Annotated in this window: 13 protein-coding genes; 11 read left to right on the forward strand and 2 right to left on the reverse strand. The window is 65.3% G+C overall.

What is annotated here, in order from left to right:
* Positions 1-397 precede the first annotated feature (397 nt).
* From C446_RS08855 to C446_RS08900, 10 genes are all read left to right on the forward strand, one after another.
* Positions 398-1,507, forward strand: a complete 1,110-nt coding sequence (locus C446_RS08855) for a monovalent cation/H+ antiporter subunit E (protein WP_006672746.1) — start codon at positions 398-400, stop codon at positions 1,505-1,507.
* Positions 1,500-1,784, forward strand: coding sequence for a cation:proton antiporter (locus C446_RS08860; RefSeq protein WP_006672747.1), 285 nt, complete (start codon positions 1,500-1,502; stop codon positions 1,782-1,784). Before C446_RS08855 ends, C446_RS08860 begins: the two co-directional genes overlap by 8 nt.
* Positions 1,781-2,122 carry a monovalent cation/H(+) antiporter subunit G gene (gene mnhG / locus C446_RS08865; RefSeq protein WP_006672748.1) on the forward strand — a complete coding sequence of 114 codons (342 nt, stop codon included), beginning with the start codon at positions 1,781-1,783 and terminating at the stop codon, positions 2,120-2,122. Before C446_RS08860 ends, mnhG begins: the two co-directional genes overlap by 4 nt.
* Positions 2,119-2,748, forward strand: a complete 630-nt coding sequence (locus C446_RS08870) for a DUF4040 domain-containing protein (protein WP_049920119.1) — start codon at positions 2,119-2,121, stop codon at positions 2,746-2,748. Before mnhG ends, C446_RS08870 begins: the two co-directional genes overlap by 4 nt.
* Positions 2,745-3,482: an MnhB domain-containing protein gene (locus C446_RS08875; protein ID WP_006672750.1), complete on the forward strand. Its 738-nt coding sequence runs from the start codon at positions 2,745-2,747 to the stop codon at positions 3,480-3,482. The genes C446_RS08870 and C446_RS08875 overlap by 4 nt, the downstream gene beginning before the upstream one ends.
* Positions 3,479-3,889: a sodium:proton antiporter gene (locus C446_RS08880; RefSeq protein ID WP_006672751.1), complete on the forward strand. Its 411-nt coding sequence runs from the start codon at positions 3,479-3,481 to the stop codon at positions 3,887-3,889. Before C446_RS08875 ends, C446_RS08880 begins: the two co-directional genes overlap by 4 nt.
* Entirely contained in the window at positions 3,882-5,594 is a 1,713-nt protein-coding gene (locus C446_RS08885) for a cation:proton antiporter (RefSeq protein ID WP_006672752.1), read from the forward strand. Before C446_RS08880 ends, C446_RS08885 begins: the two co-directional genes overlap by 8 nt.
* A complete protein-coding gene (locus C446_RS08890) occupies positions 5,594-7,429 on the forward strand; it encodes a Na(+)/H(+) antiporter subunit D (protein ID WP_006672753.1) in 1,836 nt (611 codons plus the stop codon). The genes C446_RS08885 and C446_RS08890 overlap by 1 nt, the downstream gene beginning before the upstream one ends.
* 99 nt (positions 7,430-7,528) lie before the next feature.
* Positions 7,529-9,004 (forward strand): monovalent cation/H+ antiporter subunit D family protein, encoded by a 1,476-nt coding sequence (locus tag C446_RS08895; RefSeq protein ID WP_006672754.1) that lies wholly within the window; start codon positions 7,529-7,531, stop codon positions 9,002-9,004.
* Between the two features lie 229 nt (positions 9,005-9,233).
* Positions 9,234-9,635, forward strand: a complete 402-nt coding sequence (locus tag C446_RS08900) for a response regulator (RefSeq protein WP_049920120.1) — start codon at positions 9,234-9,236, stop codon at positions 9,633-9,635.
* 95 nt (positions 9,636-9,730) lie between these two features.
* Here C446_RS08900 and C446_RS08905 read toward each other — a convergent pair whose 3' ends face one another.
* Both C446_RS08905 and C446_RS08910 read right to left on the reverse strand, forming a co-directional pair.
* Positions 9,731-10,999 carry a tyrosine-type recombinase/integrase gene (locus tag C446_RS08905; protein ID WP_152419411.1) on the reverse strand — a complete coding sequence of 423 codons (1,269 nt, stop codon included), beginning with the start codon at positions 10,997-10,999 and terminating at the stop codon, positions 9,731-9,733.
* A 177-nt stretch (positions 11,000-11,176) separates the two neighbouring features.
* A complete protein-coding gene (locus tag C446_RS08910; protein ID WP_006672757.1) occupies positions 11,177-12,787 on the reverse strand; it encodes an alkaline phosphatase family protein in 1,611 nt (536 codons plus the stop codon).
* A gap of 704 nt (positions 12,788-13,491) precedes the next feature.
* Here C446_RS08910 and C446_RS08920 point away from each other — a divergent pair.
* Positions 13,492-14,289 (forward strand): helix-turn-helix transcriptional regulator, encoded by a 798-nt coding sequence (locus C446_RS08920; RefSeq protein WP_006672759.1) that lies wholly within the window; start codon positions 13,492-13,494, stop codon positions 14,287-14,289.
* Positions 14,290-14,336: the final 47 nt, after the last annotated feature.

Here is a 14,336-nt window from a genome sequence, read left to right on the forward strand (position 1 = left end):
GTTACGAATTCTCCGCCCTGATCGGGAGAATGCGTTCGGTCCACGTGGTCGATACCTCGAGAATCGAACGAACGGCCATAGTTTTCCAGAATCGATTTCCGGTCGGAAACCATAATCATCGTATTGGCGGATATTCGTCGATCCTCTTGCCGTACCGGCGGATAACGAAATAGTTTTCCTACGGCTGGCGCTTGGTGCGACTAACGAGAAGAGAGCCATGAGTGTCAAACGACGGTCACCAGGAGGGATCTGCGGTGGCGGCTGAACGATTGTGCGTACCGCTGTCGGACACGGTGACCGTCCGACAAGCGGTCTGTCACGGGACCGATGATAGAACGCCCGACTCGGCCAAGCGGCACGAAGGCCCTGTCGACTCGGGACGTGAGAACTGCCGGAGGTGGGCAGTGTGAGCGCCACGAACGGCGTACTCGTTCCGGTGAGCCCGTCTCCGACGCTCGAGGAGACCGTCGAGTACGCCGTCGACGCGGTCGGTCGTCGGGAGGACGACGGTACCGTCCACCTCGTTCTCACGGTTCCGGGCCACCACGTCGGCAAGGAGGGCCTCGAACGCGACGAGAAACTCCTTGCAACGGCCGAGGGGTACGCTACCGAGGCTACCGAGACCGTCGAAGACAGCGTCTCGATCCGAACGAGCCTGCTCGGTGCCGACGAGTATTTTTCCGACCCGCTGAACCACTTCGAGTTGCTCGTCGACTACGTCGCGGAGCACGATCTCGATCGGGTGATCATCGACCCCGACTACTCCGTCGACGCGACCGCACACGTCCTCCAGGACATGGAGACGGTACTCTCCGAGGCCGACATCCGGTACGAGGTCGCGCCGGTCTCGAGTGGCTGGCGGCCGACCGGTCCGGAACTGGTCCGTGGCGGCATCATCGCGGTCATCGCGTTCGCGTTCTACGTCGCGCTGGGCGGTCCGACTTACACGTTTGCGCTCTGGACGGGGGCCGTAACTGCCCTCATCGCGGCCGTCCTCTTGCGAAACGTCGCGTTCGAGCGAACGCCCCACGTCGGCCCCGCACTGGCGACGCTCGGTCGTGCCGTACTGTTCGTCCCCTATCTGCTCTGGGAGATCGCCAAAGCAAACGTGCAGTTCGCCTACGTCGTGCTCCACCCATCGTTGCCGATCGACCCCTGTCTCGACCGGGTCGACGCCGCAGTCGGCGACGGCCTCTCCGTGACGGCTTTCGCCAACAGCATCACGCTAACGCCGGGGACGCTGACGGTCGACACTGTCGGGAACGAGCTGCTTGTCCACTCGCTCGCTCCCTCGGCGCGCGAAGACCTCGTCGAAGGCGTTCACGAGCGAGCCGTTCGATTCCTCTTCTACGGCCGCGAAGGGCTCGAGCTTCCCGGGCCGGCCGCTCGTGACGACGTCGATCCGGTCGTACAGCCCGCCGAGGCGGTCTCGAGAGCCGAATCAGACTCCGAATCCGAAGTCGAAACCGAAGCCGACGCGAACCCCAGAGGTGACACCGATGACTGACATCGCCAACGCGGCCATGATACTGGGTGCGGCGGTCGTCGTAGTACTCGCAATCGCGGTCCTGTACCGCGTCGTCGCCGGCCCGACGACCCACGATCGAGTCGTTGCGATCAACGTGATCGGCACCAGCATCGTCATCATCCTGGCGCTGATCGCGGCCGGGCTCGACCGCCCCGAATACCTCGACATTGCTATCGTCTACGCCATCCTCAACTTCGTCCTGAGTCTGGCAGTCGGTCGGTTCTCCTACCGAACCGAGGAGGTGAACTGGCGATGACGATACTGACGGCCGTTATCGTCCTCTTCGTTGCGCTTGGCGTGTTCTTCACGCTGGTCGCCGCGGTCGGCGTCCTCCGTCTCCCTGATGTCTACACGCGCTCGCACGCGGCAACCAAAGCCGACACCCTCGGAGCCGGATTCGCGATCGTCGCCGTCGGTATCTACTTCGGCACCGCCGGCGAGTTGCTCCGGGCCGGTCTGTTGCTCGTGTTCATCTACATCACGAATCCGACGGCGGCCCACGCGATTACCCGCGCCGCCTACAGCCAGGATATCGAGGTCTGGACGACCGACGGAAACGATTCCACCGCCGAGAGCGGAGGTGACTCGCCATGATGTGGCTCGGACTCGAGTTCGCGCTGATACTGTTCGTCATCGCGGCCGCAGTGTTCGTCGCGTTCGCACGCGATATCGTCGGCGCGATCGTCACGTTCGCGGCCTTCACCCTGGGTATCGCCGTGATCTGGGTGCTGCTGGCTGCGCCCGACGTCGCGTTGATCGAAGCGGCGGTCGGGGCCGGCGTCACGTCGGTGCTGTTCCTGATCACCGTGATGAAAACGACGGGCATGTCCGGCGAGAACGAGGCAACCGGCGCTCGAAGGGCGGAAACGGACGGTGGAAACACCGCCGATGCCGATAGCGACGGCGGCGCGTTCCGCCCGATCAACGTCCCGGCGCTGATGATGGTCGGCGCGCTCGCGATCCCGCTTGGGTACGTCGTCCTCTCGCTCGAGCCCGTCGGTGCCGAGAACGCCCCGGCAGTCGTCGAGACCTACGCCGACGGCGAACTCACGCCGTACGGTCACTACATCGAGAACACGCTCGAGGAGACCGGGTTCCCCAACGCGGTCGTCGCAGTACTCGTCGTCTACCGCGGACTGGACACGCTCGGCGAACTCATCGTCGCGTTCGCCGCAGCAGTGAGTATTCTCATCGTACTCGAACGGGAGGACATTCTATGACTGGTAACGACGACGCGTCCCGAGACGTCGACGATCGGGGCGATGGGATGGACCACGAAGCGGCCTCGCGAACAGACGGTGGGACCGATACCGACGCCGACACCGCCGACGGAGAGGACGTCCACGGCTACGTTCCGGCTGACGATCCCGAAGAGAAAGAAGCCGTCACGGAGGATAATCCGCGGACGGACACGCAGGATACGGCCGAAGACGCCCGCTCCGAGAGAGTCACCGAGGAGCGAGTCACAGGAACCACGCCGACGGTCGTCCAGAGCCCGGTCGTCAAGACGGTCGCCCGGATTCTGACGCCGTTCGTCGTGGCGTTTGGTGTCTATCTGACCCTGTTCGGGACTAGCCTCCCCGGCGGCGCGTTCCAGGGTGGCGTCATGATGGCGTCGGCCATCGTCCTGATCGGATTGGCCTTCGGCTTTGATCCGACCCGCAAGTGGATCGATCCGCGGGGACTGGCCGGACTGTTCGTGCTCGGCGCGTTCCTGTTCGGTGGGATCGCCGTCGCCGCGGTCGTACTCGGGGGCGCGATCCTCGAGTTGTTCGTCTTCCCGCTGTCGGTCGAAAACATGGTCAAGCTGGTCGAGGTCGCGATCGCTGCCCTCGTCAGTGGCGTAATCACTGGGCTGGTGATCTGGCTCGCGGCCGGCTACGAGACGGCCGACCACGGCGAGAAAGCGAACAAGAGTGAAAACGAGAACGGAAACGGAGGTGACGACGCGTGATCGACGGAACCTATCACTACTATCTGACGGCGTTCGCGCTGTTCCTGATCGGGATGTACATGATGATCGACAACCGGAACCTGATCAAGAAGGTAATCGGGCTCAACTTCGCCCAGATTTCGGTCTATCTGATGCTCGTGACGATCGGCTACGTCGAAGACTCGAATCCGCCGATCATCGGGTTCGGTGAGCCTCACTCGAACCCGCTGGTCCACGTGCTCGTACTGACCGCGATTGTCGTCGGCGTCTCGCTGACGGCGCTTGCACTCGCGCTCGTGATCCGGCTCTACTCGGAGTTCGGCACCCTGGACACGCGTGAGATAGAGGCGAAGATCGCTGCCAGCGAGGGTGGCAAGAACAAGAGCAAGAGCAAGAGCAAGGGTACAGGAGGTGAAAGCGATGACTGAGGCGATCGTCGCGAGCGCCGGAACGGAACCCGTCGACTCGTTCCGACCGCTCGCCGTGCTGATCGTCCCGCTGATCACCGTCGGGCTCATCTTCCTCTCGAAGAACCGGCCCAACGTCCGTGAGGCGTGGTCCATCCTCGCCGCCGTGACGATGTTCGGAATCGTCGCCAGCATGGTCCCGGACGTCCTCGAGGGACGGGTCCACGAGACCGATCTCGGGATGTTCGTCGACGGGATCGAGCTCATGCTGCGCGCGGACGAACTCGGGATGCTGTTCGCGCTCGTGGCAAGCGGTCTCTACGTCGTCACCGCCGTCTACAGCATCGGCTACATGCGCGGCCACCACGAGCCGTTCCAGACGCGCTTTTTCGCGATGCTGTGTGCGAGCGTCGGTGCGGCGCTGGGCGTCGCGTTCGCGTCGAACCTGTTCATGCTGCTCGTCTTCTACGAGGTGCTAACGCTTGCGACCTACCCACTGGTCGCCCACGACGAGTCCGAGGAGGCCCGCGTCTCGGGGTACAAGTATCTCGCATACGCGCTCTCGGGCGGACTGGCGATCTTCGGCGGGATGATCGCGGTCTACTGGCTGACCGACCCCAACACGATCGCGTTCACTCGAGGCGGCATCGAGAGTCTCGCCGAAGTCGCCGCAGCCGATCCGTGGGCCGCACGCGGAGCATTCGCCCTGCTCGCGGGCGGCTTCTGTGTGAAGGCGGCCGTAATGCCGCTGCATTCCTGGCTGCCGAGTGCGATGGTCGCGCCGACGCCGGTCTCGGGACTGTTGCACGCGGTCGCGGTCGTCAAGGCCGGCGCGTTCGGCGTCGCCCGGACCGTGATCGACGTCTTCGGACCTGGAACGGTCGGCGACATCGGTATGGGCCTGCCGCTGACGATCGCCGCCGGTGCGACGATCCTCATCGCGAGCCTGTTCGCGCTCAGACAGGACAACCTCAAGGCGCGGCTGGCGTACTCGACGATCGCGCAGCTATCCTACATCGTGCTCGGACTCTCCTTGCTGTCCCAGATGGGACTGATGGGGGGGCTGCTCCACATCCCGGCACACGCGTTCTCGAAGCTGACGCTGTTTCTCTGTGCCGGTGCGCTGTACGTCCAGCTCGATGTCAAGTACATCAGCGAGATGGCCGGCGTCGGCAAGCGGATGCCGCTCACGATGAGCGCGTTCGGGCTCGCCAGTTTCAGCATGGCCGGCATCCCGCTGATGGCCGGCTTCGTCAGCAAGTGGCACCTCATCTGGGGTGGTGCAGAAGCGGGTTACCTGCTCGTCGCCCCACTGCTCGTCCTCTCGGGCGTGTTGAACATCGGGTACTTCTGGCCCATCGTCTACACGGCGTTCTTCGAGTCCGAAGACGCCGCCGACCAGAAGCCGGTACTCGACAACCCCTTCGGCGGCGCGCCCGGTCAGCGAGCGTACCGACCGGACGGCGGAACGGAGCCAACGGAGCCACACGACGAGGACGGACACGAGGGCCACGAAGACCACGACCATCACGGCCATCCCGACCTCCCGCCGGCAGACGGCTGGGACCGTGCCGACTGGCGGGGCGGGGAGACGACGCTGCTGATGCTCGTCCCACTGATGACGACCGCGACGCTGATGCTCCTGTTCGGCACGGCTCCGGACTACGTCGTCTTCTTCGACCTCATCGACGGTATCGTCGAGGGTGCAATGGAGGTGTCTGAGTAATGAACGAACTACTCTCGATTCCGCCGGCGCTTTTCGTCGTTGCCGCGGCCCTGATCGTCCCGTTCGCCTCCCGGCGAATCGCTCACGGCGTCAGCGTCCTCTCGCTGCTGGCCGTCGTCGCCTGGGCACTGCTCGTGCCCGACGGCGTGGGTCCGACGTACACGTTCATGGGTCTCGAGATCGTCACCGTCTCGGTCGACGACTTCTCGAGGCTGATGGCGATCATCTTCGGCGGATTCGGCGCTGCGGCGGTCGCGTGGGCGTACTTCGCCGATACCGACAACCGCCACCTCCTGTGGGGGCTGGCCTACGTCGCGCCGTCGCTGTGGACCGTAATGGTCGGAGACTGGCTCGGACTCGTCATCGGCTGGGAGGTGATGGCGATCACGAGTACCGTCTTCGTCTGGCTCTCGGGCGGCACCGCGGTGCGAGCGGGCTATCGCTACGCACTCGCACACGGTATCGGCGGGAGTCTCTTGCTGGCCGGCGTCGTGCTCTACCTGTTCGCGGCCGACCCGAGCGCGACCGCGCTGCACTTCGACGGGACGGGAATCGGGGGCGTCCCGATCCCGCTCCCGATCGCTGGAACGACGGTCTCGCTTGCTGCCGTCCTCGCCGGCGTGGGGATCGGCGTCAACACGGCGATGATCGGGCTGCATAGCTGGCTGCCCGATACCTACCCACAGCCTCACGTCGCCACGTCGGTCTTCCTCTGTTGTTACACCACGAAGACCGCCGTCTACGCGGCCTACCGCGCGTTCCCCGACGGGAACGCCGTGCTCGCGTTCGTCGGGGCCGCGATGGCGATCTACGGTGCGGGCTTCGCGCTGGCCCAGAAGGATATGCGGCGGCTGCTGTCTTACCACATCCAGTCCCAGGTCGGCATCATGCTCGCCGGGATCGGCGTCGGCTCCGCGCTCGGCATCGCCGGCGCGTTCGCCCACCTGTTCAACCACATCCTCTACAAGGGACTGCTGTTCATGGCCGCCGGCATCCTGATCCTCCAGCTAAAGGAGAACCGACTCGACAACTTCGGCGCGATCGGCACCTCCGCACCGATCGCACTGGTCGTGTTCCTCGTCGGTGCCATGTCGATTAGCGGCGTGCCCGGCTTCAACGGCTTCATCAGCAAGGGGATGGTGATGGACGCCGCCGACTACGACTTCCCCTCCAACGTCGTCCTCTTCGGCGACTTCTCGATCGACATCCTGTTCTGGATGATCGTCGTCGGCAGCATGGGGACGTTCGCGTCGTTCATCAAGTTCGGCTACTACGCCTTCCTCGACGGCGAACCGATCGAAACCACCGACGCGAACCTCGGCCACGCGATCGTCGCCGGCACCGTCGCCGCCGCCTGCGTCGTCTTCGGCGTCTACTACCAGGCGCTGGTCCCGTACCTGCCGATGGCCGGCGGCCTCGAGCTCGATCCCTACTCGGCGTCGCATCTGCTGAAGGCCGGCTACCTCGCCGCCGGCGGGATCGCGATCTTCGTCCTCGGCAGGCCGATCATCGACCGGCTCCACGGCGGGTTCGACGTCGACCAGATTTTCGACCCCACGGCGTTCTACGGGACACGCGGGGTTTCGGGTCGGCTCGGAGGCGTCTACAACCGGGTCGACGATCTGGTCGTCGGCACCGGCTGGCGGCTCGTCGGTGCCATCCACGATCCGAACACGGCCATCCGTGGGAAGGTCCCCGATCGGTGGCGGGACGCCTACGACCGTCGGTACGAGAACACGCCCGGCAAGACCGGCGGCAAACTCGGGATCGGCCTGACGATTTACGTCGCCGCGGGCGTGCTCACGATCGCACTCGCTATCGCACTCTTCATCTAACAATGACGGGGAATCTAACGGAGACGACTGACACGGCTGGACGGGGTAGCGAACGCGAACGCAACTGCGACGGAGACGGCTCGATGGAGGTGAGCTAACATGGAGGCGTACAGCTGGCTGCTTGCCGTCATCGTCCTCCTGCCGCTGATTTCAGCCACGGTACCGATCGCCGCGACCGTTCGCTGGAAAAACGTCGGCTGGGCGTTCGCCAGTGCGATCGTCACTGCGACGTTCGCACTGTCAGTGGCGCTCGCGTGGATGGTTTCACGGACCGAGGACAGACAGCTCAGCCACGCACTCGGCGGCGTCGAGGTACCGGTCGGGATCGAGCTGTTCGCCGACGAGTTCTCGGTCGTCGTCATCCTGCTCGTGTTGCTGGTCTGTCTCGGCGTCCTCGTCTACACGCGCGTGGGCGGCCCGCGGGGGAACGCCTTCTACGGCGGCTTCCTCCTGCTGGTCGGTGGCATGCTCGGTATCCTGCTCACCGGCGACCTGTTCAACATGTACGTCTTCCTCGAGATCATGGCGATTTCCTCGTACGCCCTGGTCTCGGCCTCGAAGTACCGGTGGTCGACCTACGCGGCGTTCAAGTATCTGCTCGTGGGCACCGTCGGTGCCGGCTTCTACCTGCTCGGCGTCGCGCTGGTGCTTGCCTCGACCGGGACCCTGACGATGCGGGAACTGCCGGAACTGCTCGCCGATGTCGGCTACACCGATCCCGTGGTGACCGCCGCGTTCGTCCTGATCGCGGTCGGACTCGCGATCAAGATCGCGCTGTTCCCGGTCCACACGTGGCTGGCAGACGCTCACGCCTCCGCACCGGACGGGATCAGTGCGGTCATCTCGGCGCTGGTGCCCGCCGTCGCGATGTATGCCTTCGCTCGCGTGCTCTTTACCGTCTACACGCTCGACTTCCTGGCGGCCAACCCCGCGGTCGGCAACATGCTGCTCGTCGCCGCGCTCTTTAGCCTCTTTGCCGGGAGCTTCTTCGCACTCCTGCAGGACCACATCAAGCTCGTGTTGGCGTACTCGACGGTCTCGCAGTTTGGCCTGATCTTCGTCGGCATCGCGATCGCGAACGAAACTGCGGTCTTCGGTTCGATCCTGCAAATCTTCGGCCACGGCATCGTCAAGGCCTCGCTGTTCGTGCTGGCCGGGATGTTCGCGCTTCGCTTCGGCGGCATCCGCACGCTCGATGAGTACGCCGGCGTCGCGAAACGTGCGCCGGTCATGGCCGGTGCCTTCGCCATGCTCGGGATCGCGATGATCGGTCTGCCGCCGACGGTCGGGTTCGTCGGCAAGTGGTACATCGCGCTCGGTGCCTTCGAGGAGGGGATGTGGCTCGTCTCCCTGCTCGTCCTGGGCAGCACGCTGCTGTCGGCGGGATACATCCTGCCGTTTATCAACCGAATATACTTCCATCCCTTCGACGGGGAAGACGTGGACCCGGCCGCGATCACGAAGGGGATGTTGCTCGCCATCGTCATCGGTGCCGTGCTCGGTCTGACCCTCGGGTTCGCCTCCGCGGAGATTCAGGGAGCGATCGGCACGTCGGTCGAACGACTGGTCGCCTAGCGGCGAAGACCGATCCGTCTCTTCCCGTTCGTCTTCGGGCTGAACGTGGCCCCACGGCAGCAGGGACTGTAAGACAACTCGAGCGGTCGGATCGCTCTCCGGGTCCGACTGCAGTCCGTTTGGAACGCTGGAAGTACAATCGGTTCACCGCCGAGGATATTTGTCGGGAGAAGACTTGCATCGTGAACTGAGAGAACGCTTAAACCCGCCGCTCCCCACCGGAGAGATAATGGTCTCCCCGAAATGTGTCGAAGAAATACTCCTGGTGGAAGACAATCCGGGGGACATCAGACTCGCCGAAGAGATGTTGACGGGCGGTGACCTGGACCCGACGATTCACGTCGTTACCGATGGGTCGGATGCCATCGACTTTCTCACCAGATCGGACGAGTACACCGACGCACCACGACCGGACGTCATCCTCCTCGATCTCCATCTGCCGCGGATGGACGGCGAAGAAGTGCTGATCGAGCTCGACGAGAAAGCCCGCTGTGCACCCGTAATCGTGCTCTCCGGCTCGCAGCAGGGTGCCGACCTCAAACTCGACGACGTCGAAGTGGAGGTCGATGCCCGCGTCGAGAAGCCGCTCGAGGCGGAGACGTTCAAGCATCTGGTGCGATCGTTCGAGTAGCGGGTGTGATGTGGCGTAGCGTGGGGTAGCGTGAGATGGTGTCGGGTAATACCACATGGTTGTGATATCCACACCGACTCGAGAGCGGCGAGACGTTATGGGCCAGGATCAGATTCGGATTCGGATTCGGATTCGGATTCAGGTTTAGACTCCGACCCGGACTCAGGCCCGGACTCAGGCCCGGACACGGACACAGAATCGTGTCCTGGCCCGGGTGCACCTTCTCCAGCGTGTTCCTCGCTGGGAACCACACGGGCCGGAACGTCGACGATCGATCCGGGACCGTCTCGAGATGCCGAGACGACGATCGCTCGTTCCGTAATCGAGGTCCGCAACGCCGGACTCGAAGGGGTCGCCTCGCGGCGGTAGCGGTCGTCGCCCGCGCCGTCGTCTCTGACGCCACGCGGCGTCAGGTAGTCGCCGTCGACCTCGAGACCCGCGTCGCGACACAGGCGTTTGAGTACCGATCGCGCCCCTTCGGTCGTGATCGCCGGCGGCGCGATCGATCGCTCGCGAGCCAGTTCGGTCGCCGTCGCCTCCTCGAAGAGGGCCTCGATCGTCGCCTCGTCGTGGCCCCGCTCCCGGAGCACCGCCCGGACTCGGCGGGCGACCGACGGCGCGTGGCGGGTCGGAAACAGCGGCCAGTCGTTCGATGGCGGGTCGAGGACGACTCCGTACCGCCGAAGCGGGGTGCGGGCAGGGGCCAACAACGTCACCTCCTCGCGTCGCTGAGTCCGGCCGAGCACGCGAATCGTGCCGGCATAGAAATCGACGTCGTCCCAGGTCGCGCCGGTCCGACGATCGTCCTCCGGCACGCGGAACAGCTCCGCCCCGCGGACCGGCGAGTGGGCAAGCAGTGCCACCATCGCGTACTCGCGCAGCCGGGTTCGACGCTCGTCGGGATCGACATCGGTCTCGAGTGCTCGCTCCCGTACGTATCGCTCGAGTCGTCGCCTCGAGACGGCGGTCCAGTGAGGAGGGTCGTCGTCGACCCCGGACCCGGAGTCCGACTCGGGCAGCGTCGCCGCCGCATCGGCATCCGTCGCCGGATTCTCCTCGAGAATTCCGCCGCGGACACACCAGGAGAGAAACGCCCGGACGACCGCGTAGTACGTGTGTGCGGTCGAGGCCGTGTAGGTTCCCTCCTCGGCCCGCGCTTGCAGTTCCGCGGCGTAGGACCGCATGTGTCGGGCCTCGAGGGCGCGGATCGCCGTGAGCGCGTGTTCGCGCTCGAGCCAGTCGGCGAACCGCCGGAGCACCGACTCGGCGTTCGCCGCGTAGGCACCGACCCCCGTCCCGTCGGAGTCGGCGACGGCCTTGCGCTGCAGGTAGGCGTCGATGGCGTCGCCGATCGCGACGTCGATGGATGCGGCGCGGTCGCTTGCGGGTTCGGGATCGGGATCGGGGTCGGGATCGGAAACTGAATCGGTCACCCGAGTCTCACCCCGTCCGTAGAGACGACTCGAACGCAGCGGTTCGTTCGCATTCGTCCGGTACTTACTGGTACACCGCCGTAAATCTGTGTTTCGCTCGCGACCGCGTCACTCGAGATAGCCCAGATCCGCGAGCCGGTCCTCGACCGTGTCGTCGGCCGTCGCCGCCGAGCGATCGTCCGCGAGCCGCGGGTAGCTACGGCTGCCCGGCGAGTCCACACACGGGAGCGGCGACCCGTCCATGCGGTCGTCGACCGGCACGTCCAGCGTCGCCAGCACGGTCGGCGCGACATCGAACAGGTGGGCGCTCCCGATACCGGCCGTTCCGTCGACGGCCGTGCCTTTCGCGGCGACGATCCCCTCGAGTTTGTGGTTCCAGGGTTCGGCGGGCGGGCCGAACTGCTCGTCACGCAACGTCGCCGAGAGGAAGTGGTCGAACTCGGCGGGGATCGCCACCACGTCGACGGCGTCTTCGGTCTCGGGGCCGTGGAAGAACTCTTCCCGTGGCCGAACGGTTTCGAAGACCCGCTCCCCCGCCGGCGTCTCCACCGACCGGAGCGCGTCGATGATCCGCGTTCGGACGGCTTCGTACTCCGCCTGTGGGACGACGCCGTCGGGTTCTCGACCCTCGAGGTTGATCCGGACGCCGAGTTCGATCCGTGAGCGAACGTACGCCCGCGAGGACGCGAAGTCGACCTGTGTCGCGCCAGCGTTGACGACGCCGGTCGGGGCGTGGCGGGCGACGAAGTTCGCGAGACCGAGTCGCCGCAGAACGGCCCCGATGCGCTGGCTTGTCAGCCCTGCACGGGCGGCCGTCGCCATGGCGCGTTCGCCGAACCCGGGGGCGGCGTCGGTGTCCTCGTCGCCCTCCTTGAGCGAGTCGTCCCGTACCGTCGCCCAGGTCGGCATCCCGCGGCCGCCGCGTTCGGTCTCGACGAGCCCCTCGGCCCGGAGGAACTCGTTGACGCGAAACTCGTGGCCGTCGTACGGCCCCATCCCGTGGTCGCTGGCGAGGACGACGTTGTCCGGATCGTGTACCTCGAGAATCCGGGCCACCTGCCGGTCGACCTCGCGGTAGATCGCCCGGATCGCGTCGTCGTTGCCGGGTTCCTTGTGGAAGATCGAGTCCGTCACCTGAAACTCGAGGAAACCGAAGTCGGGATCGTACCGGTCGGCGAGGTAGCGAAACGCCTCGCCACGCATGCGGGCACAGTCGCTGTAGGTCTCGGCGCGATCGCCGTCCTCGGCGGGGTAGACGCGATACTCGCCGATCTCCTCGCGTACCTCCGCGAGCAGTCCGTCGGGGTGGCAGTCGGGGTCTTCCGGCGCAGTGTAGCCCGGGATCAACGCCCCGTCGAACTCGCGGGGCGGATGTGTCACCGGGACGTTGACGACGACGCTCGTCAGCCCGCGGTCGGAGAGCAGTTCCCACAGCGCACGCTCGCGGACATCCGTCGCGTTGACCACGTCCCAGTCGTAGCCGTCGAACGAGAGGAACCCGTAGACGCCGTGTTTTCCGGGGTTCTTCCCCGTATACATCGAGGGCCACGCGCTCGCCGTCCACGGCGGGATCTGTGACTCGAGGGGACCGCTCGCGGCGTCGGGAGCCTCGATGAGCGACTCGAGGGTCGGCACCTCGCCGTCGGCGACGAGCGGCTCGAGTACCCGTTCGCAGGCTGCGTCGACGCCGACGAGCAGCGTTCGAAGCGAAGAGTCCATTGCCAGGTGTTCCTCGAGGTGTGAACTTGGTTATGGACGCTGTTACGCGCCGAATCCGTTGCTTTCTGCCCGTCGCTTCGGACAGTTTGGGGCTCGATGGGGCGGCCGAGTGGACGCAATCTGGATGGTTCCCGATGGTCGCGGTTACGACACGCAGCCTGGTTCGTCGACGACATCGTCTCGCTCATCGTTCTCCTCGCGGTCCTGCTATCGATGCTACTCCTGTTCTCGGCGGGAGGATCGCCTGCCGCCGGGGACGGAATCGGGAGGCTCGGGAGTCTTTGGTCTAATCGCCTACTACGCGGGTTTCGAAGGGAAGTGGGGACAGACGCCGGGCGAGCTGCTGCTCGGGATTCGCGCCGTCTACACGACGGCCGGGAGTGTTCCGGTTCTGGTGCCGGTGCCGGTGCCGCCATCAGAAACGTCACGACACTCATCGGCGGCGCGGCGGCGTTCCCGGGACTCGTCGCGATCGTGCCCGGTCTTCTGACCGACAACAACCAGCGACTCGGCGACATCCTCGGCGATACGACGGCCGTTCGGACCGCTCGCCGTCACGTGCTCCTGGCCGAACTCGAGTACAACAGCTCTCCGTCCGCAGTGGGTCCACAGGTACCGTCCGATCTGACCGCCGGTAGGACGGCGTTACGACTCACGGGAGTAGACGGGACACTTATACGTTCGGCTCGCAATCGTGTCAAACAGTGACGACGAGCGGCGACGAGGAGACCGTGCCCGGACTCGAAACGCTCGCGACGTTGACGCGGTCGCCCGTTCGACTTTGCGTCCTCGAGTCCCTGCTCGAACGTGGGCCTGCGACCGCGTCCGACCTCGAACCACACGTCGACGCGTCCCGACGAACCGTCTCTCGATCGCTCTCGGCCCTCGACGAGCAACAGTTGGCAATCAGCGAGGGACGAACGTACCGCGCGACGACCTATGCCGAACTGGTCGCCGACGACGTCTTTTCTCTCCTCGAACGCCTGGAACGGGGCCACGAGTTCGCGACCTTCCTCGAGGCGTTTCCGACGGAAGAGATCGGTCTCACTGCGTCCGAAATCGCGAGCGCGGATGGGACGACGACGTGCCGTCGGTCCGCGGACCCACACGCCCCAGTGTCACACGTGATCGACGTCCTCGAGGGGACACGACGGGTCAGGGTACTCGCGCCGATCGCGTCGCCGCTGTACGTTCGACCCCTCGTCGCTTGCGTTCGCGACGGTGCGACGGTCGAGGCCGTCGTCGACGCCGACGCCTACGACTCCTTCTGCTCGAAGCTCCGCGGGGGTGTCCGGGTCGCCGCGACGCTCGGAGACATCTCGCTCGCGGTCCACGACGACGTCTCGTTCGGACTGCTCGAGTGTGACGAACGGGTCGTTCTCGGAGCCTACGAGGACGGAATCCTGCAGGCGACGTTCGAAACCGACGACGAGCGCATTCGGGACGCGGGACAGGACGTTTACGACCGATATCGAACGGCCGCGAATCACGTCGTCGACTGACCGGAAGTCGGACGGCGACAGGGAGTGACCACTCTCGCGAAACGGAC

This window comes from Halobiforma nitratireducens JCM 10879 (genome assembly GCF_000337895.1).
Classification (GTDB): Archaea; Halobacteriota; Halobacteria; order Halobacteriales; family Natrialbaceae; genus Natronobacterium; species Natronobacterium nitratireducens.

Bases quoted from the DNA above. Each gene is read 5' to 3' on its own strand.
- C446_RS08890 (WP_006672753.1), top strand. From the start codon at position 5,594: ATGAACGAACTACTCTCGATTCCGCCGGCGCTTTTCGTCGTTGCCGCG.
- C446_RS08900 (WP_049920120.1), top strand. From the start codon at position 9,234: ATGGTCTCCCCGAAATGTGTCGAAGAAATACTCCTGGTGGAAGACAAT.
- C446_RS08885 (WP_006672752.1), top strand. From the start codon at position 3,882: ATGACTGAGGCGATCGTCGCGAGCGCCGGAACGGAACCCGTCGACTCG.
- C446_RS08910 (WP_006672757.1), bottom strand. From the start codon at position 12,787: ATGGACTCTTCGCTTCGAACGCTGCTCGTCGGCGTCGACGCAGCCTGC.
- C446_RS08895 (WP_006672754.1), top strand. From the start codon at position 7,529: ATGGAGGCGTACAGCTGGCTGCTTGCCGTCATCGTCCTCCTGCCGCTG.
- mnhG (WP_006672748.1), top strand. From the start codon at position 1,781: ATGACGATACTGACGGCCGTTATCGTCCTCTTCGTTGCGCTTGGCGTG.
- C446_RS08875 (WP_006672750.1), top strand. From the start codon at position 2,745: ATGACTGGTAACGACGACGCGTCCCGAGACGTCGACGATCGGGGCGAT.
- C446_RS08870 (WP_049920119.1), top strand. From the start codon at position 2,119: ATGATGTGGCTCGGACTCGAGTTCGCGCTGATACTGTTCGTCATCGCG.
- C446_RS08860 (WP_006672747.1), top strand. From the start codon at position 1,500: ATGACTGACATCGCCAACGCGGCCATGATACTGGGTGCGGCGGTCGTC.